The sequence below is a fragment of the Kluyvera sp. CRP genome (assembly GCF_019930565.1).
Taxonomy (GTDB): domain Bacteria; phylum Pseudomonadota; class Gammaproteobacteria; order Enterobacterales; family Enterobacteriaceae; genus Kluyvera; species Kluyvera georgiana_A.
In genome coordinates this window covers 1,585,082-1,607,059 of the sequence record NZ_CP082841.1, presented here as the reverse complement: position 1 = coordinate 1,607,059, position 21,978 = coordinate 1,585,082, and the positions used below count along the sequence as shown (strand labels likewise).

The window sequence follows — 21,978 nt, the reverse complement described above, 5'->3', positions numbered from 1 at the left end:
CTGATGAAAATTATCATTCTGGGCGCCGGACAAGTCGGCGGAACGCTGGCGGAAAACCTGGTCGGGGAAAACAACGACATCACGATCGTTGACACTAACGGCGAGCGCTTGCGCAGCCTGCAGGATAAATTCGACCTTCGCGTGGTACAAGGCCATGCTTCTCACCCCCGCGTTTTGCGTGAAGCCGGTGCCGACGATGCCGATATGCTGGTCGCGGTAACCAGTTCGGATGAAACCAATATGGTCGCCTGCCAGGTGGCCTACTCGTTATTCAATACGCCAAACCGTATTGCACGAATCCGCTCACCGGACTACGTACGCGACGCCGATAAGCTCTTTCACAGCGATGCCGTACCGATCGATCATCTGATCGCTCCCGAGCAATTGGTTATCGACAATATCTACCGTCTGATCGAGTACCCCGGCGCACTGCAGGTGGTGAACTTCGCGGAAGGAAAAGTTAGCCTGGCGGTGGTGAAGGCTTACTACGGCGGCCCGCTAGTGGGTAATGCGCTCTCAACAATGCGTGAGCATATGCCGCACATTGATACCCGCGTTGCGGCGATTTTCCGCCATGACCGCCCGATTCGCCCGCAGGGTTCCACTATTGTCGAAGCCGGTGATGAAGTCTTCTTTATCGCCGCATCACAACATATTCGCGCGGTAATGAGTGAGCTCCAACGTCTGGAGAAACCTTACAAGCGCATCATGCTGGTTGGCGGTGGTAATATCGGTGCGGGGTTAGCACGCAGGCTGGAAAAAGATTACAGCGTGAAGCTGATTGAACGTAATCAACAGCGAGCGGCCGAACTGGCAGAGAAACTGCAAAATACCATCGTCTTTTTTGGCGATGCCTCGGATCAAGAGCTGTTGGCGGAAGAGCACATTGATCAGGTCGATCTGTTTATTGCCGTCACCAACGATGACGAAGCCAATATCATGTCGGCGATGCTGGCTAAACGAATGGGTGCCAAGAAAGTGATGGTGTTGATCCAGCGTCGCGCTTATGTCGATCTGGTTCAGGGCAGCGTGATCGATATTGCGATCTCACCACAGCAGGCCACCATCTCTGCACTACTTAGCCACGTACGTAAAGCCGATATCGTAGGCGTTTCGTCGCTACGCCGCGGTGTTGCTGAAGCCATCGAAGCCGTCGCACACGGCGATGAAAGTACTTCGCGAGTAGTTGGGCGAGTGATTGACGAAATTAAACTGCCTCCAGGCACCATTATTGGCGCGGTGGTGCGTGGAAATGACGTCATGATTGCGAATGACAATTTGCGTATTGAACAAGGCGATCACGTCATTATGTTCCTGACCGATAAAAAATATATTTCCGACGTCGAACGCCTGTTCCAGCCCAGTCCTTTCTTCCTTTAATTTCCCAAAGGCGCTCAATAGAGCGCTTTTTTATTAACCTTCTATTATTTAAGGGTTAATTAATACCTTCATATTTATTATCACTAATGGAAATTAAATAAACATTTGTTAAACTTATAAACGTCAGCTAGCACAAGGGAGAATAAAATGAGCATTATTAAAGAGTTTCGCGAATTCGCGATGCGAGGAAATGTTGTCGATTTGGCAGTGGGTGTCATTATTGGTGCGGCGTTTGGTAAGATCGTGTCGTCTTTAGTGGCGGACATTATCATGCCACCGTTGGGGCTATTAATTGGTGGGATTGATTTCAAACAGTTTGCCGTTACGCTACGTGATGCGCAAGGTGATATCCCTGCGGTCGTGATGCATTACGGCGTCTTCATTCAGAATGTGTTTGATTTTATCATTGTTGCCTTCGCTATCTTTATGGCGATTAAGCTGATGAATAAACTCAATCGTAAGAAAGAAGAACCCGCGGCCGCGCCGGCGCCAACAAAAGAAGAAGTGCTGCTATCCGAAATTCGTGATCTGCTGAAAGAACAAAACAACCGTTCTTAATCAGGCTACAGAAAGCAGAAAGCCAGTGGTAAAAAAGCGCATCGCTTGTTTGCCACTGGCCTCCCGACCATATTGTTTACCGTGTTTTTCCTTCCGCAAATAGCTTCCTTTCCCTTTCTTATTTTTCTCAACACGCTGGCGAAACAGCGGGTCATGCAACAGCGCCTCAATGGCATTATCTTTGATCTGCCCCTTCGTATGCTGATAGCGGCTCATAACAATCTCCTGATTGGGTTAATTAAACGCGGCGAGTGTAGATCTCATTGTGTAAAATTTCAACGGCGATTTTACGATGCACCGGCCCCCTGCTCGAGGATCCCAAGTATCGAACAAAACTCACTGCTATGCGCCGTACCGCAGCAGGCATCATTGAGCTGCTTTAATGCGCGCTGCATCGACTGAAGTTCTTCGATGCGCGACTCGACTTCACTGAGTCTTGCCTGGACGATGCTTTTTGATTCCTGACAGGTATGGTGCTCCGGATCGACACGGATCGAAAGCAGTTCGCGGATCGACTCAAGGGTAAAACCAAGCTGACGTGCGTAGCGAATAAACTTCAGGCGCTGAAGATCGTCCACCGTGTACAGACGAAAGCCGCCTTCGGTACGCACGTCGTGACTCATCATCTGCTGCTTTTCATAATAACGGACGGTGTCAGGGGTGACGCCAGCCAGTTTAGACAGTTCACCAATCCGGTACATCGCTACTCCTCATTGATTTTTTGCATCAGCTTTTCAGCATAATCGCCGCGCAGAAAGTCCGTATTGATACCGGCCTGTTGGAGTTTGAGCTCTAACAGCGTTAATCGACGACTTAGTTCCTGGTAGCGAACATCCTCACGGCGAATACCTTTCAGGATATCCGCCAGCGCTATCGCCTCTTTACGTTGTTCAAGCTCTGGCGGCAGGCATCCAGCGTTCTTTAAGAGCCGGTAACCAGAGCGTAACTCTTCAGGAACAGCAGAGTCATCATCAAGCACCAGTGCCTCACCCTGTCCCGGAAGATTGTCAAACTCACCTCGACGCTGTGCGTCTGTAATATGACGCTCAGCCCACTGGTCCAGTAACCACATGACAACACTCCGCTGAGTTGAACAGAAAGAATACGGCTATTGTAGATAGGATGGGGGGAGAGGGGATATAAAAAAACCCGCCGAGGCGGGTTTTTTTACTTTACTGCAAATTACTCTGCAGCTGCTTCTGCTTTCGGCTCAGCACGATCAACCAGCTCGATGTATGCCATCGGCGCGTTGTCGCCTGCACGGAAGCCACACTTCAGAATGCGAGTGTAACCACCGGTACGGCTCGCGAAACGCGGGCCCAGCTCGTTAAACAGTTTTGCCACGATCTCGTTATCACGAGTACGGGCGAATGCCAGACGACGATTAGCAACGCTATCAGTCTTGGCAAGAGTAATCAGCGGCTCAACTACGCGACGCAGTTCTTTCGCTTTAGGCAGGGTCGTCTTGATGATTTCATGACGAACCAGAGAACCTGCCATGTTGCGGAACATAGCCTGGCGATGGCTGCTGTTGCGGTTCAGTTGACGACCACTCTTACGATGGCGCATGACCTTATCCTTCTCAGTAAAACCTTAACCTGTGATCCGGTTACTCGTCAGCAATGCTTGCCGGCGGCCAGTTTTCCAGGCGCATGCCCAGAGACAGACCACGTGAGGCCAGCACGTCTTTAATCTCAGTAAGAGATTTTTTACCCAGGTTCGGCGTTTTCAGCAACTCAACCTCGGTACGCTGTACCAGATCACCGATATAGTGGATAGCTTCTGCCTTGAGGCAGTTAGCAGAGCGGACAGTCAATTCCAGATCGTCAACAGGGCGCAGCAGGATCGGATCGAATTCTGGTTTCTCTTCTTTCACTTCCGGCTGACGTACATCACGTAAGTCAACGAAAGCTTCCAGTTGTTCTGCCAGGATGGTTGCCGCACGACGAATCGCCTCTTCAGGATCGATTGTGCCATTGGTTTCCATTTCGATGACCAGCTTGTCCAGGTCGGTACGCTGTTCTACACGCGCTGCTTCAACATTGTAGGCAATACGCTCTACAGGGCTGTAGCAGGCGTCGACCAACAGACGGCCGATCGGGCGCTCATCTTCTTCCGAATGAATTCGGGCAGAAGCCGGCACATAACCGCGACCGCGCTGAACTTTGATACGCATGCTGATAGCTGCGTTCTCATCGGTCAGGTGGCAGATCACGTGCTGCGGCTTGACGATTTCGACATCCCCGTCATGGGTGATATCGGCTGCGGTCACAGGGCCAATGCCAGATTTATTCAAGGTAAGAATAACTTCATCTTTACCCTGAACTCTCACCGCCAGCCCTTTCAGGTTGAGCAGGATTTCAAGGATATCTTCCTGAACGCCTTCTTTGGTGCTGTACTCATGAAGTACACCATCAATCTCAACCTCGGTCACCGCGCAACCCGGCATCGATGAGAGCAGAATACGGCGCAGTGCGTTACCCAGAGTATGGCCAAAGCCACGCTCTAAAGGCTCAAGGGTCACCTTGGCGTGCGTCGAACTCACTTGCTCGATATCTACCAGGCGCGGTTTTAGAAACTCTGTCACAGAACCCTGCATTGTGTCCTCTCTTTGGTACTAAGCTTTACTTGGAGTAAAGCTCGACGATCAGGTGTTCGTTAATGTCCGCAGACAGATCAGAACGCTCAGGCTGACGCTTGAACGTGCCTTCCATCTTGCCAGCATCAACTTCCAGCCAGGTTGGCTTTTCACGCTGTTCAGCCAGCTCCAGAGCGGCTTTAACGCGAGATTGCTTTTTCGCTTTCTCACGGATGCTAACAACGTCATTCGCTTTAACCTGATAAGAAGCGATGTTAACAACACGACCGTTTACCATGATTGCTTTATGGCTAACCAGCTGGCGTGCTTCAGCACGAGTGGCGCCAAAGCCCATACGGTATACTACGTTGTCCAGACGACCTTCCAGCAGAGCCAACAGGTTTTCACCGGTGTTGCCTTTCAGACGTGCTGCTTCTTTGTAATAGTTACGGAACTGACGCTCCAGCACGCCGTAGATACGACGAACTTTCTGCTTTTCACGCAACTGCACACCATAGTCAGACAGACGCGGTTTACGCGCACCGTGCTGGCCAGGAGCTTGTTCAATTTTACACTTGGTATCGATCGCGCGAACGCCAGACTTAAGGAATAAGTCGGTGCCCTCACGACGGCTCAGCTTGAGCTTAGGACCCAAATATCTTGCCATTTTCTTTCTCCAACAAACCTGGAAAACGAAGCGTTATACGCGACGTTTCTTCGGCGGACGACAACCGTTATGAGGGATCGGAGTCACATCAGTAATGTTAGTGATGCGGAAACCAGCGGCGTTCAGAGCACGAATAGTAGATTCGCGGCCTGGACCCGGACCTTTAACCATAACTTCCAGATTCTTGATGCCGTATTCTTTAACGGCGTCAGCGCAACGCTCTGCTGCAACCTGAGCTGCAAACGGAGTGGATTTACGCGAACCACGGAAACCGGAACCACCGGCTGTTGCCCAACCCAGCGCGTTACCCTGACGATCAGTAATGGTAACGATGGTGTTGTTGAAAGAAGCATGGATATGAGCCACGCCGTCAGAGACTTGCTTTCTTACACGTTTACGTGCACGAATTGGTGCCTTTGCCATTATTCAATCACCCCGATTATTTCTTGATCGGTTTGCGCGGACCCTTACGGGTACGTGCGTTGGTCTTAGTACGCTGACCGCGCACTGGCAGACCACGACGATGACGCAAACCGCGATAGCAACCAAGATCCATCAGGCGCTTGATGCTCATGCTAATTTCACGGCGCAGATCACCTTCAACGACAAATTTGGCAACTTCGTCACGCAGCGTGTCGATTTGTCCTTCAGACAGCTCACTGATCTTAACATTTTCAGCGATACCCGCAGCAGCCAGGATGGCTTTAGAACGGGTCTTGCCGACGCCGTAGATCGAGGTTAACGCGATCACAGCATGTTTCTGATCAGGAATGTTAATGCCTGCTATACGGGCCACTATGCACTCCTACTATTTAATATGTACGCACCATGCTGAAAAGCCCGTTTTCAGGATACTCAAATGGAAACGTACAGACATACAAAAGATTGGCTGGCTAATCTAGCCAGCTCAACCCAACTTTGCAAGAAAAATATGCGAAAAAATCAGCCTTGGCGCTGTTTATGCTTCGGCTCGGCACTGCAAATCACACGGATGACACCATCACGCTTAACGATTTTGCAGTTACGGCATAATTTCTTGACGGAAGCACGAACTTTCATTTTTACTCTCCGTAACTTCTCAGACGACCATTTAGCGGCCGTAGCCTTTCAGGTTCGCCTTCTTCAATGCAGACTCGTACTGACTTGACATCATCAGAGTTTGCACTTGAGCCATAAAGTCCATAATCACGACAACAACGATCAGTAGCGATGTCCCACCGAAGTAGAACGGCACTTTCATTGCATCACGCATGAACTCCGGGATCAGGCAGATAAAAGTAATATACAGTGCACCAACGAGTGTCAGGCGAGTCATTACTTTATCGATATACTTCGCCGTTTGCTCTCCCGGACGAATTCCTGGTACAAATGCACCGGACTTCTTCAGGTTATCTGCTGTTTCACGCGGGTTGAAGACCAACGCCGTGTAGAAGAAACAGAAGAAGATGATTGCAGACGCATAGAGTAACACATAAAGCGGTTGCCCAGGCTGCAAATACAGCGAAATTGTTGTCAGCCAGTTCCAACCGGTACCGCCCCCGAACCATGACGCGATGGTCGCAGGGAACAGAATAATACTGGAAGCGAAGATTGCCGGGATTACCCCCGCCATATTCACTTTCAGCGGTAAATGTGTGCTCTGTGCAGCATAGACACGACGACCTTGCTGACGTTTCGCGTAGTTTACCACAATGCGGCGTTGACCACGTTCAACAAATACAACAAAGAACGTCACTGCAAACACTAATACTGCAACCAACAGCAACAGGAGGAAGTGCAGGTCGCCTTGACGCGCTTGCTCGATAGTATGGGCAATGGCTGGCGGGAGTCCCGCAACGATACCAGCGAAGATGATGATCGAAATACCGTTACCGATACCACGTTCAGTGATCTGTTCGCCGAGCCACATCAGGAACATTGTTCCTGTAACCAGACTTACAACAGCGGTGAAATAGAATGCAAAGCCTGGATTGATTACCAGGCCCTGCATACCAGGCATATTCGGCAGACCGGTAGCAATACCGATCGACTGGAATATCGCCAGCACCAGAGTACCGTAGCGGGTGTACTGGCTGATCTTACGACGACCAGACTCCCCTTCTTTCTTAATTTCTGCCAGCGTTGGATGAACCACCGTCAGCAGCTGGATAATGATCGACGCCGAAATATACGGCATGATCCCCAGAGCAAAGATAGAAGCACGGCTGAGAGCACCACCAGAGAACATGTTGAACATTTCAATGATGGTGCCTCGCTGTTGCTCAAGCAGTTTGGCAAGTACAGCGGCATCAATACCAGGGATCGGAATAAAAGAGCCAATACGGAACACAATAAGCGCACCGATTACAAACAGCAGTCTGCGTTTCAGCTCGCCTAAGCCACCTTTGGCACTTTGAAAATCTAATCCCGGTTGTTTAGCCATCTGCTACTTATTCCTCGATTTTACCGCCAGCAGCTTCGATAGCAGCACGAGCGCCTTTAGTAACACGCAGGCCACGAACAGTTACCGGAGTAGAAACTTCGCCAGCCAGGATCACTTTCGCGAACTCGATCTGGACACCGATAATGTTAGCTGCTTTCAGCGTGCTCAGGTCAACAATACCGCCTTCCACTTTCGCCAGGTCAGACAGACGGATTTCCGCTGTGATCGCTGCTTTGCGAGAAGTGAAGCCGAATTTCGGCAGACGACGGTACAGAGGCATCTGACCACCCTCGAAACCACGACGTACGCCACCGCCAGAACGAGACTTCTGACCTTTGTGACCACGACCGCCGGTTTTACCGAGGCCAGAACCGATACCACGACCCAGACGGCGACCCGCCTTTTTAGAGCCTTCGGCCGGAGACAGAGTATTTAAACGCATCTCTTACTCCTCAACTTTAACCATGAAGTAAACCGCGTTGACCATACCACGAACAGCAGGAGTATCCTCGCGCTCTACGGTGTGACCAATACGACGCAGACCCAGGCCAAGCAGCGTTGCCTTGTGTTTCGGCAGACGACCGATTGCACTGCGGGTTTGAGTAATTTTAATAGTCTTTGCCATGGTTTATTTCCCCAGAATTTCTTCAACGGATTTACCACGCTTGGCAGCGACCATTTCCGGAGATTTCATATTTTCCAGACCATCGATAGTTGCACGAACCACGTTAATCGGGTTGGTGGAACCATACGCTTTAGCCAGAACGTTACGAACCCCAGCGACTTCCAGAACGGCGCGCATTGCACCACCGGCGATGATACCGGTACCTTCGGAAGCCGGCTGCATGAATACACGAGAACCCGTGTGAGTACCCTTAACCGGGTGCTGCAGGGTGCCAGTATTCAGCGCGACGTTAATCATATTGCGACGGGCTTTTTCCATCGCTTTCTGGATCGCTGCTGGAACTTCACGCGCTTTACCGTAACCAAAACCAACGCGACCGTTACCATCGCCTACTACAGTCAGAGCTGTGAAGGAGAAAATACGACCACCTTTAACGGTTTTAGATACGCGGTTTACCGCGATCAGCTTTTCCTGCAGTTCGCCAGCTTGTTTTTCGATGTGAGCCATCTTACACCTCTACCTTAGAACTGAAGGCCAGCTTCACGGGCAGCATCTGCCAGTGCCTGGACACGACCATGATATTGGAACCCGGAACGGTCAAAGGACACATCTTTGATGCCTTTTTCCAGAGCGCGTTCAGCGACAGCTTTACCCACAGCTGCTGCAGCGTCTTTGTTACCGGTGTACTTCAGTTGTTCAGCGATAGCTTTTTCTACAGTAGAAGCAGCTACCAGAACTTCGGAACCGTTCGGTGCAATGACCTGTGCGTAAATGTGACGCGGGGTACGATGTACCACCAGGCGAGTTGCACCCAGCTCCTGGAGCTTGCGGCGTGCGCGGGTCGCACGACGGATACGAGCAGATTTCTTATCCATAGTGTTACCTTACTTCTTCTTAGCCTCTTTGGTACGCACGACTTCGTCGGCGTAACGAACACCCTTGCCTTTGTAAGGCTCAGGACGACGGTAGGCGCGCAGATCCGCTGCTACCTGGCCGATCACCTGCTTATCAGCGCCTTTCAGCACGATTTCAGTTTGAGTCGGACATTCAGCAGTAATACCTGCCGGCAGCTGATGCTCAACCGGGTGAGAGAAACCTAAAGACAGGTTTACCACGTTCCCTTTGACCGCTGCACGATAACCTACACCAACCAGCTGTAACTTCTTAGTGAAGCCTTCGGTAACACCGATAACCATTGCGTTCAGCAGGGCACGCGCGGTACCAGCCTGAGCCCAACCGTCTACGTAACCATCACGCGGACCGAAAGTCAGAGCATTATCTGCATGTTTAACGTCAACAGCATCGTTGAGAGTACGAGTCAGCTCGCCGTTTTTACCTTTGATCGTAATAACCTGACCGTTGATTTTTACATCAACGCCGGCAGGAACAACGACCGGTGCTTTAGCAACACGAGACATTTTTTCCTCCGATTAGGCTACGTAGCAGATAATTTCGCCACCAAGACCAGCCTGGCGCGCTGCACGATCAGTCATAACACCTTTAGAGGTAGAAACAACCGCGATACCCATGCCAGCCATAACCTTCGGCAGCTCGTCTTTACGCTTATAAATGCGCAGACCTGGGCGACTAACACGCTGAATGCTTTCTACAACAGCTTTACCCTGGAAATACTTAAGAGTCAGTTCCAGTTCCGGCTTGGTGTCGCCTTCAACTTTAAAATCTTCAATAAAACCTTCTTCCTTCAGCACGTTGGCAATTGCCACTTTCAGCTTGGAGGAAGGCATGGTGACCGCAGCTTTATTCGCGGCCTGACCGTTACGGATACGGGTCAGCATATCCGCGATCGGATCTTGCATGCTCATCTGTCTTTACTCCCGTGATTCAATTGGTAATTACCAGCTAGCCTTTTTCAAGCCCGGTACTTCACCGCGCATAGCGGCTTCACGAAGCTTAATACGGCTCAACCCGAACTTGCCCACATAGCCATGCGGACGACCTGTTTGACGGCAGCGTTTACGCTGACGAGACGGGCTGGAATCACGCGGCAGAGACTGCAGCTTGAGAACTGCGTTCCAACGATCTTCGTCGGTCGCGTTCACATCAGAGATAATAGCTTTCAGTTCAGCGCGTTTTGCGAAGTACTTATCAGCTAAAGCTACGCGCTTTACTTCGCGTGCTTTCATTGATTGCTTAGCCATTCAGTAACCCTACCTTACTTGCGGAACGGGAAGTCAAAGGCAGCCAGCAGAGCACGGCCTTCTTCATCAGATTTCGCAGTAGTGGTAATGGTAATATCCAAACCACGCACGCGGTCGACTTTATCGTAGTCGATCTCTGGGAAGATGATCTGCTCACGGACACCCATGCTGTAGTTACCACGACCGTCGAAAGACTTAGCGGACAAGCCACGGAAGTCACGGATACGTGGAACAGCAATAGTGATCAGGCGCTCAAAGAACTCCCACATGCGTTCGCCACGCAGAGTTACTTTACAGCCGATCGGATAGCCCTGACGGATTTTGAAGCCTGCAACTGATTTGCGTGCTTTGGTGATCAGCGGTTTTTGACCGGAGATTGCTGTCAGGTCAGCTGCTGCGTTATCCAGCAGTTTCTTGTCAGCGATCGCTTCACCAACACCCATGTTCAGGGTGATCTTCTCGACCCGAGGGACTTGCATGACAGAATTGTAGTTAAACTCAGACATGAGTTTAGCGACTACTTCGTCTTTGTAGTAATCATGCAGTTTCGCCATCGTACTACTCCAAATTACTTGATAGTTTCGCTGTTAGACTTGAAGAAACGGACTTTTTTGCCGTCTTCGAATCTAAAGCCTACACGGTCAGCCTTGCCGGTAGCCGCGTTGAAAAGTGCAATGTTAGAGATCTGAATAGCTGCTTCTTTCTCTACAATGCCGCCTGGTTGGTTCAGAGCCGGAACCGGCTTCTGGTGTTTCTTAACCAGGTTGATACCTTCAACGATGACCTTGCCGGAAGACAGGACATTCTTAACTTTACCGCGCTTACCTTTATCTTTACCGGTTAACACGATAACTTCGTCATCACGACGGATTTTAGCTGCCATGATTCGCTCCTTAGAGTACTTCTGGTGCCAGAGAGATAATTTTCATGAACTTCTCGTTACGAAGTTCACGAGTTACCGGCCCAAAAATACGCGTACCGATAGGCTGCTCGCTGTTATTGTTTAAAATAACGCATGCATTACCATCGAAGCGAATGACAGAACCGTCCGGGCGACGAACACCCTTCTTGGTGCGCACCACTACCGCCTTCAGCACATCACCTTTTTTGACCTTACCACGCGGAATTGCTTCCTTGATGGTGATCTTGATGATGTCGCCTACGCCTGCGTAGCGACGGTGCGAGCCACCCAGAACCTTGATACACATTACGCGACGTGCACCGGAGTTGTCGGCGACGTTCAGCATAGTCTGTTCTTGGATCATTTTAGTGCTCCGCTAATGTCAACTACTACTGAGACCCGAATTCAGGTCGTTAAAAAGCCCCATATCGAGGGCGCGGCATTATAACACCGCTTCAACGATATGGGTAGAAAAAATAAACGGCTCATCGCTGAGCCGTTTATTCGTATCGAGAACGAGTACTGTATTACAGAACCGCTTTCTCTACAACGCGAACCAGCGTCCAGGATTTAGTCTTGGACAGCGGACGGCATTCGCGGATTTCAACCACGTCGCCCATGCCGCATTCGTTGTTCTCGTCATGTACGTGCAGTTTGGTCGTACGTTTGATGAATTTGCCGTATACCGGGTGTTTCACCATACGTTCGATAGCAACAACAATGGATTTCTCCATTTTTGCGCTAACTACGCGACCTTGCAGAGTACGGATTTTATCGGTCATTACGCACCCGCCTTCTGAGTCAGTAAAGTCTTAACGCGTGCAACATCACGACGAACCTGCTTCAGCAGGTGAGTCTGTTGCAGCTGGCCACTTGCAGCCTGCATGCGCAGGTTGAACTGCTCACGCAGCAGGTTCAGCAGCTCAGCGTTCAGCTCTTCAACGCTTTTTTCACGCAGCTCTTTTGCTTTCATTACATCACCGTCTTAGTTACAAAGGTGGTTTTGATCGGCAGTTTCGCTGCAGCGAGGCCGAATGCTTCACGGGCCAGCTCTTCCGGGACACCGTCCATTTCATACAGGACTTTACCCGGCTGAATCAAGGCAACCCAATACTCCACGTTACCTTTACCTTTACCCATACGCACTGCCAGCGGTTTTTCGGTGATCGGTTTGTCCGGGAATACACGGATCCAGATCTTACCTTGACGCTTAACTGCACGGGTCATTGCACGACGTGCTGCTTCGATCTGACGGGCAGTCAGACGACCACGGCCAACAGCTTTCAGGCCGAAGCTGCCGAAGCTAACATCCGCGCCAGCAGCCAGACCGCGGTTACGGCCTTTGTGCACTTTACGGAATTTTGTACGCTTTGGTTGTAACATCAGCGACGCTCCTTATTTACGGCCTTTACGCTGCTGCTTTTTAGGTTGAGCAGCCGGTTCCGGTTGTTCAACAGCAGCCATACCACCCAGGATCTCACCTTTGAAGATCCATACCTTAACGCCGATTACACCATAAGTGGTGTGCGCTTCAGAGGTGTTGTAGTCGATGTCAGCACGCAGAGTGTGCAGCGGTACGCGACCTTCACGGTACCATTCGGTACGTGCGATTTCCGCGCCGCCCAGACGGCCGCTAACTTCAACTTTGATACCTTTAGCGCCCAGACGCATTGCGTTCTGTACAGCACGCTTCATAGCACGACGGAACATAACGCGACGTTCCAGCTGAGAAGTGATGCTGTCAGCAACCAATTTTGCGTCCAGTTCAGGCTTACGCACTTCGGCGATATTGATCTGGGCAGGTACGCCAGCAATATCAGCTACGACTTTGCGCAGTTTTTCTACGTCTTCACCTTTCTTACCGATCACGATACCCGGGCGAGCGGTGTGAATGGTCACACGGATGCTCTTAGCCGGACGCTCGATAACGATACGAGATACGGACGCTTTAGCCAGTTCCTTAGTCAGGTACTGACGTACTTTAAAGTCGCTGTCCAGGTTGTCAGCGAATTCTTTGGTGTTCGCAAACCAGGTTGAGTTCCATGGTTTTACAATACCCAGGCGAATACCATTAGGATGTACTTTCTGACCCATTGCTAGTCTCCAGAGTCTCAGCGATCGGACACAACCACAGTGATGTGGCTGGTGCGCTTCAGGATGCGATCTGCACGACCTTTCGCACGCGGCATAATGCGCTTCATGCTCGGGCCTTCGTCTACGAAAATTTTCGTAACTTTCAGATCGTCGATGTCAGCGCCATCGTTGTGTTCAGCGTTAGCAATGGCAGATTCCAGAACTTTCTTAACCAGTACAGCCGCTTTCTTATTGGTGTAGGTCAGAATTTCCAGTGCCTGCGACACTTTCTTACCGCGAATCAGGTCAGCAACAAGGCGAACCTTCTGAGCAGAAGAACGAGCATGGCGATGTTGAGCTAAAGTTTCCATCTCTTCCTCCTACCTTATTTCTTCTTCGCTTTTTTATCAGCAGCGTGGCCGCGATAAGTACGAGTCGGTGCGAATTCACCCAGTTTGTGACCAACCATTTCGTCGGTAACAAAAACTGGAACGTGCTGACGACCATTATGGACAGCGATGGTCAAACCGATCATGTTAGGAAAGATCGTTGAACGACGGGACCAAGTGCGCAGGGGCTTCTTGTCTCCGCTTTCCACCGCTTTCTCTACCTTCTTCAGCAAGTGCAGGTCAATAAAAGGACCTTTCTTGAGAGAACGTGGCATGGCTTATCCTCTAAAATTATTTGCTACGGCGACGTACGATGAATTTATCAGTACGCTTGTTGCTGCGGGTCTTCTTACCTTTGGTCTGAACGCCCCACGGAGTTACCGGGTGCTTACCAAAGTTACGACCTTCACCACCACCATGTGGGTGGTCGACTGGGTTCATCGCAGTACCGCGAACGGTAGGACGAACACCACGCCAGCGTGCAGCACCTGCTTTACCCAGAACGCGCAGCATATGCTCAGCATTGCCAACTTCGCCCAGAGTAGCGCGGCAGTCTGCTTCGACTTTACGCATTTCACCAGAACGCAGACGCAGGGTGACATAAGCACCATCACGAGCAACGATCTGAACGTAAGTACCAGCGGAACGTGCCAGCTGACCGCCTTTACCTGGTTTCATTTCTACGTTATGAACGGTAGAACCAACCGGGATATTGCGCATCGGCAGGGTGTTACCTGCTTTGATTGCAGCATCAACGCCAGACTGAATCTGGTCGCCAGCTTTCAGGCCTTTCGGGGCCAGGATGTAACGGCGCTCGCCGTCTTTGTACAGAACCAGCGCGATGTTCGCGGAACGGTTCGGATCGTACTCAAGACGCTCAACAACTGCCGGGATACCATCTTTGTTGCGTTTGAAGTCAACAATACGGTAAGCCTGCTTGTGACCACCACCAATGTGACGAGTGGTGATACGGCCATTGTTGTTACGACCACCGGATTTGCTGTTTTTTTCCAGCAGCGGAGCAAAAGGTTTGCCCTTGTGCAGCTCAGGGTTAACCACTTTAACTACGTGGCGACGACCCGGAGATGTCGGTTTACATTTAACAACTGCCATTGTATTACTCCTCCGACTTACTCAGCGCCGCCGACGAAGTCCAGATTCTGGCCTTCCTTCAGGGTGACGTAAGCTTTTTTCCAGTCGCTACGACGACCGATACGCTGTCCGTGACGTTTAACTTTCCCTTTAACTACCAGGGTGTTAACGACTTCGACTTCGACTTCAAACAGTTTCTGCACAGCAGCTTTGATTTCTGCTTTGGTCGCGTCTTTAGCAACTTTGAGAACGATGGTATTGGTTTTTTCCATCGCGGTAGACGCTTTTTCAGAAACGTGCGGTGCGCGCAGCACCTTCAGCAGACGTTCTTCACGAATCATGCCAGCATCTCCTCAACTTGCTTAACAGCATCAGCAGTCATTACGACTTTGTCGAAGGCGATCAGGCTAACCGGGTCGATACCAGTTGCATCGCGTACGTCAACCTTGTGCAGGTTGCGCGCAGCCAGGAACAGGTTTTCGTCCAGCTCACCGGTGATGATCAGCACATCTTCCAGAGCCATGTCTTTCAGTTTCTGTGCCAGCAGCTTAGTTTTAGGCGCTTCTACAGAGAACTTCTCGACAACGATCAGACGATCCTGACGTACCAGTTCGGACAGGATGCTTTTCAGCGCGCCGCGGTACATCTTCTTGTTAACTTTTTGACTGTGGTCCTGCGGGCGAGCAGCGAAGGTCACGCCACCGGAACGCCAGATCGGGCTCTTGATAGAACCTGAACGCGCACGGCCGGTACCTTTCTGGCGCCACGGCTTTTTGCCTGAACCAGTTACTTCAGCACGAGTCTTCTGAGCACGAGTACCCTGACGAGCACCAGCTGCATAAGCAACAACAACCTGGTGAACCAGCGCTTCGTTGAAATCACGACCGAAGGTAGTTTCGGAAACAGTCAGCGCGCTCTGCGCGTCTTTCAATACTAATTCCATTGCTATCCCCTTACGCCTTCACAGCTGGTTTAACGATCAGGTCGCAACCGGTCGCACCCGGAACACCACCTTTAACCAGCAGCAGGTTGCGCTCAGCGTCAACACGTACTACGTCCAGGCTCTGAACAGTAACGCGTTCGTTGCCCAGCTGACCTGCCATTTTCTTGCCTTTGAACACTTTGCCCGGAGTCTGGTTCTGACCGATAGAACCCGGAACGCGGTGAGACAAGGAGTTACCGTGAGTAGCGTCCTGGGTACGGAAGTTCCAGCGCTTAACGGTACCAGCGAAACCTTTACCTTTAGAGGTACCGGTTACGTCAACTTTTTTAACGTCAGCAAACAGTTCAACGCTGATGCTCTGACCTACGGTGTATTCTTCACCATCAGCCAGACGGAATTCCCACAGGCCGCGGCCAGCTTCTACGCCAGCTTTAGCAAAGTGGCCAGCTTCCGGCTTAGTTACACGGTTAGCTTTTTTAGCACCAGTGGTAACCTGAACAGCGCGATAGCCATCGTTAGCCAGATCTTTGATCTGAGTAACGCGGTTTGCTTCAACTTCGATAACGGTTACTGGGATAGATACGCCATCTTCAGTGAAGATGCGGGTCATACCCACTTTTTTACCGACTAAACCAATCATTGTATCAACCTCTCAATCGCTCGATGACCTGATTAACCCAGGCTGATCTGCACGTCTACACCGGCAGCCAGGTCCAGACGCATCAGAGCATCAACGGTTTTTTCAGTTGGCTCAACGATGTCAACCAGACGCTTGTGAGTACGGATCTCGTACTGATCACGCGCGTCTTTGTTAACGTGCGGAGAGATCAGAACGGTGAAACGCTCTTTGCGGGTCGGCAGCGGGATCGGACCACGGACTTGCGCACCAGTGCGCTTAGCAGTCTCGACGATTTCCGCGGTTGATTGATCGATCAGACGATGATCAAACGCTTTCAGGCGGATACGGATTCTTTGGTTCTGCATGAGACCAGAGCTCCAATTATTTTATAGACGAAATAGTTACTCCTCAAACCCATTACGATTGATGGGAGAGTGTAACCGTTCTTACAGAGTTCCCCAATTGGGAACATTGTCTGGTATCGCTTACGCAGTACCTGGTTCAGATTGAACCGCCTGTCAATATTAGACAAGCCCGCGCATTATACACAAATACCCATGTGAAGCAAGCCGTGTTTATAAATTAATCACCATATCCTGCAGCGCGCTACGCAAAACGATGTGCAAACCTACAAGCTCGCCTCTTTGTCCGGATGACGCCTCGCAGTCAAAGAGATTCCCTTTTGCCAACCTCCCCCCTCCCTTTGCACACTGCATCCACTTTTCCAAACCGGACTTATAATGATGACACTTTTCGATCTACCCTTCTTTATTCTTTATACGCTGCTCAGCGGCGCCCTGTGCTGGCATGACGCCCATACCGGTCTGCTGCCAAACCGCCTGACCTGCCCTTTACTGTGGACTGGGGTGCTATTCCAGCTCAGTCTGCATCCGGCGGCTCTCAGCGATGCGCTTTGGGGGGTGTTTGCCGGCTACGGCATTATGAGCATGTTTTACTGGGGATACAGAGCAATACGCAGGTGTGAGGGCTTAGGGTACGGGGATGTAAAATATCTTGCGGCCCTGGGGGCGTGGCACGGGTGGCAATCATTACCGGTACTGCTTGTTACAGCCTGCGCAATGGCCGGCACTTACATCCTGAGTCAGGCCATCTGGAGACGGTCAGCACAGACAATAAAAAACCCGCTGCCGTTCGGTCCATTTCTGGGGGCTGCGGGTTTTATTATCGCCGGCCTGGCGGCGATTAATCTTCAACTTTAATTTGCGACTGCAGATAATTCTGTAGGCCAATTTTGCCAATCAGATCCAGCTCCGTCTCCAGCCAGTCGATATGGTGCTCTTCTTCGGTGAGTATCTCGATCAACATATCGCGGCTCACGTAGTCATGGACGCTATCGGCGTAGGCAATGGCTTCACGCAAATCTTTTGCGCCGTCCAGTTCCAGTTTTAAGTCAGATTGCAGCATTTCTTCGACATCTTCGCCGATATGCAGCTTGCCAAGATCCTGAAGATTGGGGATCCCTTCAAGAAACAAAATACGCTCGATGTACTTATCAGCGTGTTTCATTTCATCGATGGATTCGTGATATTCAATATCGTTGAGGCGCATCAGGCCCCAGTTTTTGAACATTCTCGCATGGAGAAAGTATTGATTGATTGCGACAAGCTCATTTCCCAATAATTTATTGAGATAATTTATAATCTTAACATCACCTTTCATTATATAGACCCTCCGCTTCCACTTATTGAAGCGTAGAACGGCCTACGGGGATGTCAAAAAAGAAATCCGGCTTCAGGCAATCTCTTTGAACTCTGGCATTTGCATTAATTCGTCTTCCATCACCTCTCGGGCTGCACGAACACACTTACCACATTGATTTCCAATAGGAATACATTTTCTCAATTGCTGGAAAGACTGCGGATGAAACTGGCGTACTGCCTGGCGAATTTTTTTATCGCTGACGCCATTACACAAACAAACGTACATACCCACTCCCGTTCAATTTCTGAACAAAGTGTAAGTGAGAATAATTATGATTACAATACCGGAACGAAAAACAACGAGGAAATACACGAACAAATCGTGCGCAATACAGGCGGAATAAAACCATAAAAAGCAAAAAGGGCGCCGAAGCGCCCTTTTTAAGCTCAAAGCTAATTAATAAATAATTAGCTCATTACTTTAGCAACAACGCCCGCGCCAACGGTACGGCCGCCTTCACGGATTGCGAAACGCAGACCGTCGTCCATCGCGATCGGGTGGATCAGGGTAACAACCATTTTGATGTTGTCGCCCGGCATTACCATCTCTACGCCTTCCGGCAGTTCGATGGTACCAGTCACGTCAGTAGTACGGAAGTAGAACTGCGGACGGTAGCCTTTGAAGAACGGAGTATGACGGCCGCCTTCGTCTTTGGACAGGATGTACACTTCAGATTCGAACTTGGTGTGCGGCTTGATAGAACCCGGCTTAGCCAGTACCTGACCACGTTCGATTTCTTCACGTTTGATACCACGCAGCAGAACGCCAACGTTCTCACCAGCACGGCCTTCGTCCAGCAGTTTGCGGAACATTTCAACGCCAGTACAGGTAGACTTAGCAGTCTCTTTGATACCAACGATTTCAACTTCTTCGCCAACTTTGATGATACCGCGCTCTACACGACCGGTAACAACGGTACCACGACCGGAGATGGAGAATACGTCTTCGATCGGCAGCAGGAACGGCTTGTCAATCGCACGCTCTGGTTCTGGGATGTAAGAATCCAGGAAGCCAGCCAGTTCGATGATTTTCGCTTCCCACTCTGCTTCGCCTTCCAGCGCTTTCAGAGCAGAACCACGAACGATCGGAGTGTCGTCGCCCGGGAAATCGTACTGGGACAGAAGTTCACGAACTTCCATTTCAACCAGTTCCAGCAGCTCTTCGTCATCAACCATGTCGCATTTGTTCAGGAACACGATGATGTACGGAACGCCTACCTGACGACCCAGCAGGATGTGCTCACGAGTCTGCGGCATCGGGCCGTCAGTCGCAGCAACAACCAAGATCGCGCCGTCCATCTGAGCAGCACCGGTGATCATGTTTTTAACATAGTCGGCGTGCCCCGGGCAGTCTACGTGTGCGTAGTGGCGGGTCGGGGTGTCATATTCAACGTGGGAAGTGTTGATGGTGATACCACGAGCTTTTTCTTCCGGAGCGTTATCGATCTGGTCGAAAGCACGAGCAGCACCGCCGTAGGTTTTAGCCAGTACGGTGGTGATTGCAGCGGTCAGGGTAGTTTTACCGTGGTCAACGTGGCCGATGGTGCCGACGTTAACGTGCGGTTTTGTACGTTCAAATTTTTCTTTAGACACGGCTATATTCCTTACTATAGTGCTCTCCCCTTTGGAGAGAGCACGGGACTTAGGTTTTAATCCTGTGGATTATTTACCACGGGCTTCAATAACGGCCTGAGCAACGTTGTTCGGCGCATCGTCGTACTTCAGGAACTCCATGGAGTAAGAAGCACGGCCTTTGGTCAGTGAACGCAGCTGAGTCGCATAACCGAACATTTCGGACAGCGGAACTTCAGCGTGGATCACAACGCCAGTCACGTTGGATTCCTGACCTTTGAGCATACCACGACGGCGGCTCAAGTCACCGATAACGTCACCAGTGTTCTCTTCCGGAGTCTCTACTTCAACCTTCATGATCGGCTCAAGCAGAACTGGTTTCGCTTTCTTAAAGCCATCTTTGAAGGCGATAGAAGCGGCCAGTTTAAACGCCAGTTCAGAGGAGTCAACGTCATGGTAAGAACCGAAGTGCAGACGAACACCCATGTCAACAACCGGGTAACCAGCCAGCGGGCCAGATTTCAGCTGTTCCTGGATACCTTTATCAACGGCCGGGATGTATTCGCCAGGGATTACACCACCTTTAATGTCGTTGATGAACTCGTAGCCTTTCGGGTTGGAACCCGGCTCCAGCGGGTACATGTCGATAACAACATGACCGTACTGACCGCGACCACCAGACTGCTTAGCGTGTTTACCTTCGATATCGGTAACTTTCGCGCGAATCGCTTCACGGTAAGCAACCTGAGGTTTACCGACGTTCGCTTCAACGTTGAATTCACGTTTCATACGGTCAACGATGATGTCGAGGTGCAGCTCACCCATACCGGCGATAATGGTCTGGTTAGATTCTTCATCAGTCCATACGCGGAATGACGGGTCTTCTTTAGCCAGACGGCCCAGAGCCAGACCCATTTTTTCCTGGTCAGCTTTGGTTTTCGGTTCTACTGCGATGGAGATTACCGGCTCAGGGAATTCCATACGTTCCAGAATGATCGGCGCATCCGGGTCACACAGGGTGTCACCAGTGGTTACGTCTTTCAGACCGATTGCAGCAGCGATGTCGCCCGCGCGAACTTCTTTGATCTCTTCACGTTTGTTAGCGTGCATCTGAACGATACGACCGAAACGCTCACGTGCAGCTTTCACGGAGTTCAGTACGGTATCACCAGAGTTAACCACACCGGAGTACACACGGAAGAAGGTCAGGTTACCAACAAACGGGTCGGTAGCGATTTTGAACGCCAGTGCAGAGAACGGCTCGTCGTCGCTTGCGTGACGCTCAGCCGGAGTATCTTTACCGTCGTCCAGGATACCGTTGATCGCAGGTACGTCAACCGGGGATGGCAGGTAATCAATTACCGCATCCAGCATCGCCTGAACACCTTTGTTCTTGAACGCAGAACCACAGGTTACCAGGATGATTTCGTTGTTCAGAACGCGCTGACGCAGAGCTTTTTTGATCTCTTCTTCAGTCAGTTCTTCACCACCCAGGTATTTCTCCATCAGCTCTTCTGAAGCTTCAGCAGCGGACTCGATCAGGTTCTGGTGCCATTCGTCAGCCAGTTCCTGCATGTCTGCCGGGATATCTTCATAAGTGAAGGTTACACCTGCATCTTCTTCGTTCCAGTTGATGGCTTTCATTTTCACCAGGTCAACAACACCGGTGAACGCTTCTTCAGCGCCAATTGCCAGCTGCAGCGGAACAGGGTTCGCGCCCAGACGGGTTTTGATCTGACCAACAACTTTCAGGAAGTTAGCGCCCATACGGTCCATTTTGTTAACGAACGCGATGCGCGGTACTTTATACTTGTTAGCCTGACGCCATACGGTTTCAGACTGTGGCTGAACACCACCAACTGCGCAGTAAACCATTACCGCACCGTCAAGAACACGCATGGAACGTTCTACTTCGATGGTGAAGTCAACGTGCCCCGGGGTGTCGATGATGTTTACGCGATGCGGTTCATACTGCTTAGCCATACCAGACCAGAATGCAGTAGTCGCTGCGGAAGTGATGGTAATACCACGTTCCTGCTCCTGCTCCATCCAGTCCATGGTAGCGGCGCCGTCGTGAACTTCACCGATTTTATGGTTTACACCGGTGTAGAACAGAATACGTTCGGTAGTAGTGGTTTTACCGGCGTCGATGTGCGCACTGATACCGATGTTACGGTAGCGTGCGATGGGTGTTGTACGAGCCATTTGATTCCTCGTTTATCTTTTTAGGCGTTCAGTTAAGTAACCCAAAGCGGGCAGCTTCGCTGAAGCGCCCGCCT

At 50.8% G+C, this 21,978-nt stretch carries 37 protein-coding genes and 1 pseudogene; 3 read left to right on the top strand and 35 right to left on the bottom strand.

What is annotated here, in order from left to right:
* Positions 1-3: 3 nt before the first annotated feature.
* A complete protein-coding gene (gene trkA / locus K7B04_RS07535; protein WP_064541661.1) occupies positions 4-1,380 on the top strand; it encodes a Trk system potassium transporter TrkA in 1,377 nt (458 codons plus the stop codon).
* 147 nt (positions 1,381-1,527) lie between these two features.
* Positions 1,528-1,938, top strand: coding sequence for a large-conductance mechanosensitive channel protein MscL (mscL, locus tag K7B04_RS07530; protein WP_064541658.1), 411 nt, complete (start codon positions 1,528-1,530; stop codon positions 1,936-1,938).
* On the opposite strand, the pseudogene K7B04_RS07525 reads toward mscL, so the two are convergent.
* The 31 genes and pseudogenes from K7B04_RS07525 to rpsJ all read right to left on the bottom strand — a co-directional run bounded on the left by K7B04_RS07525 (position 1,832) and on the right by rpsJ (position 16,771).
* A pseudogene (locus K7B04_RS07525) lies at positions 1,832-2,154 on the bottom strand (alternative ribosome-rescue factor A). The gene mscL and the pseudogene K7B04_RS07525 sit on opposite strands and share 107 nt — an antisense overlap.
* Before the next feature lie 71 nt (positions 2,155-2,225).
* Positions 2,226-2,639: a Zn(2+)-responsive transcriptional regulator gene (gene zntR, locus K7B04_RS07520; protein WP_163446629.1), complete on the bottom strand. Its 414-nt coding sequence runs from the start codon at positions 2,637-2,639 to the stop codon at positions 2,226-2,228.
* A 2-nt stretch (positions 2,640-2,641) separates the two neighbouring features.
* Positions 2,642-3,010, bottom strand: coding sequence for a DUF1992 domain-containing protein (locus tag K7B04_RS07515; protein ID WP_163446631.1), 369 nt, complete (start codon positions 3,008-3,010; stop codon positions 2,642-2,644).
* A 110-nt stretch (positions 3,011-3,120) separates the two neighbouring features.
* Positions 3,121-3,507 (bottom strand): 50S ribosomal protein L17, encoded by a 387-nt coding sequence (gene rplQ / locus K7B04_RS07510; RefSeq protein WP_064541646.1) that lies wholly within the window; start codon positions 3,505-3,507, stop codon positions 3,121-3,123.
* 40 nt (positions 3,508-3,547) lie between these two features.
* Positions 3,548-4,537: a DNA-directed RNA polymerase subunit alpha gene (gene rpoA, locus K7B04_RS07505; RefSeq protein ID WP_002919219.1), complete on the bottom strand. Its 990-nt coding sequence runs from the start codon at positions 4,535-4,537 to the stop codon at positions 3,548-3,550.
* 25 nt (positions 4,538-4,562) lie between these two features.
* The gene (gene rpsD / locus K7B04_RS07500; protein ID WP_038158499.1) at positions 4,563-5,183 is read right to left on the bottom strand and encodes a 30S ribosomal protein S4; all 621 of its coding nucleotides are present in this window, start codon (positions 5,181-5,183) and stop codon (positions 4,563-4,565) included.
* Between the two features lie 33 nt (positions 5,184-5,216).
* Positions 5,217-5,606, bottom strand: a complete 390-nt coding sequence (gene rpsK, locus K7B04_RS07495; protein WP_001029684.1) for a 30S ribosomal protein S11 — start codon at positions 5,604-5,606, stop codon at positions 5,217-5,219.
* Positions 5,607-5,622: 16 nt separating this feature from the next.
* Positions 5,623-5,979 (bottom strand): 30S ribosomal protein S13, encoded by a 357-nt coding sequence (rpsM, locus tag K7B04_RS07490; protein ID WP_013364454.1) that lies wholly within the window; start codon positions 5,977-5,979, stop codon positions 5,623-5,625.
* Between the two features lie 146 nt (positions 5,980-6,125).
* Positions 6,126-6,242, bottom strand: a complete 117-nt coding sequence (gene rpmJ / locus K7B04_RS07485) for a 50S ribosomal protein L36 (RefSeq protein ID WP_000868187.1) — start codon at positions 6,240-6,242, stop codon at positions 6,126-6,128.
* A 31-nt stretch (positions 6,243-6,273) separates the two neighbouring features.
* Positions 6,274-7,605 (bottom strand): preprotein translocase subunit SecY, encoded by a 1,332-nt coding sequence (secY, locus tag K7B04_RS07480; protein ID WP_015962746.1) that lies wholly within the window; start codon positions 7,603-7,605, stop codon positions 6,274-6,276.
* 7 nt (positions 7,606-7,612) lie between these two features.
* Positions 7,613-8,047 carry a 50S ribosomal protein L15 gene (gene rplO, locus K7B04_RS07475; protein WP_065358279.1) on the bottom strand — a complete coding sequence of 145 codons (435 nt, stop codon included), beginning with the start codon at positions 8,045-8,047 and terminating at the stop codon, positions 7,613-7,615.
* A gap of 3 nt (positions 8,048-8,050) precedes the next feature.
* The gene (rpmD, locus tag K7B04_RS07470; RefSeq protein ID WP_003863301.1) at positions 8,051-8,230 is read right to left on the bottom strand and encodes a 50S ribosomal protein L30; all 180 of its coding nucleotides are present in this window, start codon (positions 8,228-8,230) and stop codon (positions 8,051-8,053) included.
* 3 nt (positions 8,231-8,233) lie between these two features.
* Entirely contained in the window at positions 8,234-8,737 is a 504-nt protein-coding gene (rpsE, locus tag K7B04_RS07465) for a 30S ribosomal protein S5 (RefSeq protein WP_015962744.1), read from the bottom strand.
* Positions 8,738-8,751: 14 nt separating this feature from the next.
* Positions 8,752-9,105, bottom strand: a complete 354-nt coding sequence (gene rplR, locus K7B04_RS07460) for a 50S ribosomal protein L18 (protein WP_000358960.1) — start codon at positions 9,103-9,105, stop codon at positions 8,752-8,754.
* 9 nt (positions 9,106-9,114) lie between these two features.
* Complete coding sequence (gene rplF / locus K7B04_RS07455; RefSeq protein ID WP_064541640.1) at positions 9,115-9,648, bottom strand: 50S ribosomal protein L6; 534 nt, start codon at positions 9,646-9,648, stop codon at positions 9,115-9,117.
* A 12-nt stretch (positions 9,649-9,660) separates the two neighbouring features.
* Positions 9,661-10,053, bottom strand: coding sequence for a 30S ribosomal protein S8 (gene rpsH, locus K7B04_RS07450; protein WP_003031127.1), 393 nt, complete (start codon positions 10,051-10,053; stop codon positions 9,661-9,663).
* Positions 10,054-10,083: 30 nt separating this feature from the next.
* Entirely contained in the window at positions 10,084-10,389 is a 306-nt protein-coding gene (rpsN, locus tag K7B04_RS07445; RefSeq protein WP_064541637.1) for a 30S ribosomal protein S14, read from the bottom strand.
* Between the two features lie 14 nt (positions 10,390-10,403).
* Complete coding sequence (gene rplE, locus K7B04_RS07440) at positions 10,404-10,943, bottom strand: 50S ribosomal protein L5 (RefSeq protein ID WP_064541635.1); 540 nt, start codon at positions 10,941-10,943, stop codon at positions 10,404-10,406.
* Between the two features lie 14 nt (positions 10,944-10,957).
* Positions 10,958-11,272, bottom strand: coding sequence for a 50S ribosomal protein L24 (gene rplX, locus K7B04_RS07435; RefSeq protein WP_035894981.1), 315 nt, complete (start codon positions 11,270-11,272; stop codon positions 10,958-10,960).
* A 10-nt stretch (positions 11,273-11,282) separates the two neighbouring features.
* On the bottom strand, positions 11,283-11,654 hold the full coding sequence (gene rplN, locus K7B04_RS07430) for a 50S ribosomal protein L14 (protein WP_000613954.1): 372 nt from the start codon (positions 11,652-11,654) through the stop codon (positions 11,283-11,285).
* Positions 11,655-11,817: 163 nt separating this feature from the next.
* On the bottom strand, positions 11,818-12,072 hold the full coding sequence (rpsQ, locus tag K7B04_RS07425; protein ID WP_035894980.1) for a 30S ribosomal protein S17: 255 nt from the start codon (positions 12,070-12,072) through the stop codon (positions 11,818-11,820).
* Entirely contained in the window at positions 12,072-12,263 is a 192-nt protein-coding gene (rpmC, locus tag K7B04_RS07420; RefSeq protein ID WP_002919754.1) for a 50S ribosomal protein L29, read from the bottom strand. The genes rpsQ and rpmC overlap by 1 nt, the downstream gene beginning before the upstream one ends.
* Complete coding sequence (gene rplP, locus K7B04_RS07415; protein WP_064541633.1) at positions 12,263-12,673, bottom strand: 50S ribosomal protein L16; 411 nt, start codon at positions 12,671-12,673, stop codon at positions 12,263-12,265. Before rplP ends, rpmC begins: the two co-directional genes overlap by 1 nt.
* Positions 12,674-12,685: 12 nt before the next feature.
* A complete protein-coding gene (gene rpsC / locus K7B04_RS07410; RefSeq protein WP_006817277.1) occupies positions 12,686-13,384 on the bottom strand; it encodes a 30S ribosomal protein S3 in 699 nt (232 codons plus the stop codon).
* Positions 13,385-13,401: 17 nt separating this feature from the next.
* Positions 13,402-13,734 (bottom strand): 50S ribosomal protein L22, encoded by a 333-nt coding sequence (rplV, locus tag K7B04_RS07405; protein ID WP_035894978.1) that lies wholly within the window; start codon positions 13,732-13,734, stop codon positions 13,402-13,404.
* 14 nt (positions 13,735-13,748) lie between these two features.
* The gene (gene rpsS, locus K7B04_RS07400) at positions 13,749-14,027 is read right to left on the bottom strand and encodes a 30S ribosomal protein S19 (RefSeq protein ID WP_001138117.1); all 279 of its coding nucleotides are present in this window, start codon (positions 14,025-14,027) and stop codon (positions 13,749-13,751) included.
* 16 nt (positions 14,028-14,043) lie between these two features.
* Positions 14,044-14,865 carry a 50S ribosomal protein L2 gene (gene rplB / locus K7B04_RS07395; RefSeq protein ID WP_000301859.1) on the bottom strand — a complete coding sequence of 274 codons (822 nt, stop codon included), beginning with the start codon at positions 14,863-14,865 and terminating at the stop codon, positions 14,044-14,046.
* A 17-nt stretch (positions 14,866-14,882) separates the two neighbouring features.
* On the bottom strand, positions 14,883-15,185 hold the full coding sequence (rplW, locus tag K7B04_RS07390; protein WP_000617546.1) for a 50S ribosomal protein L23: 303 nt from the start codon (positions 15,183-15,185) through the stop codon (positions 14,883-14,885).
* A complete protein-coding gene (rplD, locus tag K7B04_RS07385) occupies positions 15,182-15,787 on the bottom strand; it encodes a 50S ribosomal protein L4 (protein WP_000424395.1) in 606 nt (201 codons plus the stop codon). The genes rplW and rplD overlap by 4 nt, the downstream gene beginning before the upstream one ends.
* Before the next feature lie 10 nt (positions 15,788-15,797).
* Entirely contained in the window at positions 15,798-16,427 is a 630-nt protein-coding gene (gene rplC / locus K7B04_RS07380; RefSeq protein ID WP_064541630.1) for a 50S ribosomal protein L3, read from the bottom strand.
* A gap of 32 nt (positions 16,428-16,459) precedes the next feature.
* Positions 16,460-16,771, bottom strand: coding sequence for a 30S ribosomal protein S10 (gene rpsJ, locus K7B04_RS07375; RefSeq protein WP_001181005.1), 312 nt, complete (start codon positions 16,769-16,771; stop codon positions 16,460-16,462).
* A gap of 375 nt (positions 16,772-17,146) precedes the next feature.
* On the opposite strand from rpsJ, the gene K7B04_RS07370 reads away from it, so the two are divergent.
* Positions 17,147-17,626 carry an A24 family peptidase gene (locus K7B04_RS07370; protein WP_167574925.1) on the top strand — a complete coding sequence of 160 codons (480 nt, stop codon included), beginning with the start codon at positions 17,147-17,149 and terminating at the stop codon, positions 17,624-17,626.
* Here the strand turns inward: K7B04_RS07370 and bfr are convergent.
* The 4 genes from bfr to fusA form a co-directional block, all read right to left on the bottom strand.
* On the bottom strand, positions 17,610-18,086 hold the full coding sequence (bfr, locus tag K7B04_RS07365; RefSeq protein WP_163446635.1) for a bacterioferritin: 477 nt from the start codon (positions 18,084-18,086) through the stop codon (positions 17,610-17,612). The two genes, K7B04_RS07370 and bfr, sit on opposite strands and share 17 nt — an antisense overlap.
* Before the next feature lie 72 nt (positions 18,087-18,158).
* A complete protein-coding gene (gene bfd, locus K7B04_RS07360) occupies positions 18,159-18,353 on the bottom strand; it encodes a bacterioferritin-associated ferredoxin (protein ID WP_035894970.1) in 195 nt (64 codons plus the stop codon).
* 182 nt (positions 18,354-18,535) lie between these two features.
* On the bottom strand, positions 18,536-19,720 hold the full coding sequence (tuf, locus tag K7B04_RS07355) for an elongation factor Tu (protein WP_003031109.1): 1,185 nt from the start codon (positions 19,718-19,720) through the stop codon (positions 18,536-18,538).
* 69 nt (positions 19,721-19,789) lie between these two features.
* Entirely contained in the window at positions 19,790-21,904 is a 2,115-nt protein-coding gene (fusA, locus tag K7B04_RS07350) for an elongation factor G (RefSeq protein ID WP_064541605.1), read from the bottom strand.
* Between the last annotated feature and the right edge of the window lie 74 nt (positions 21,905-21,978).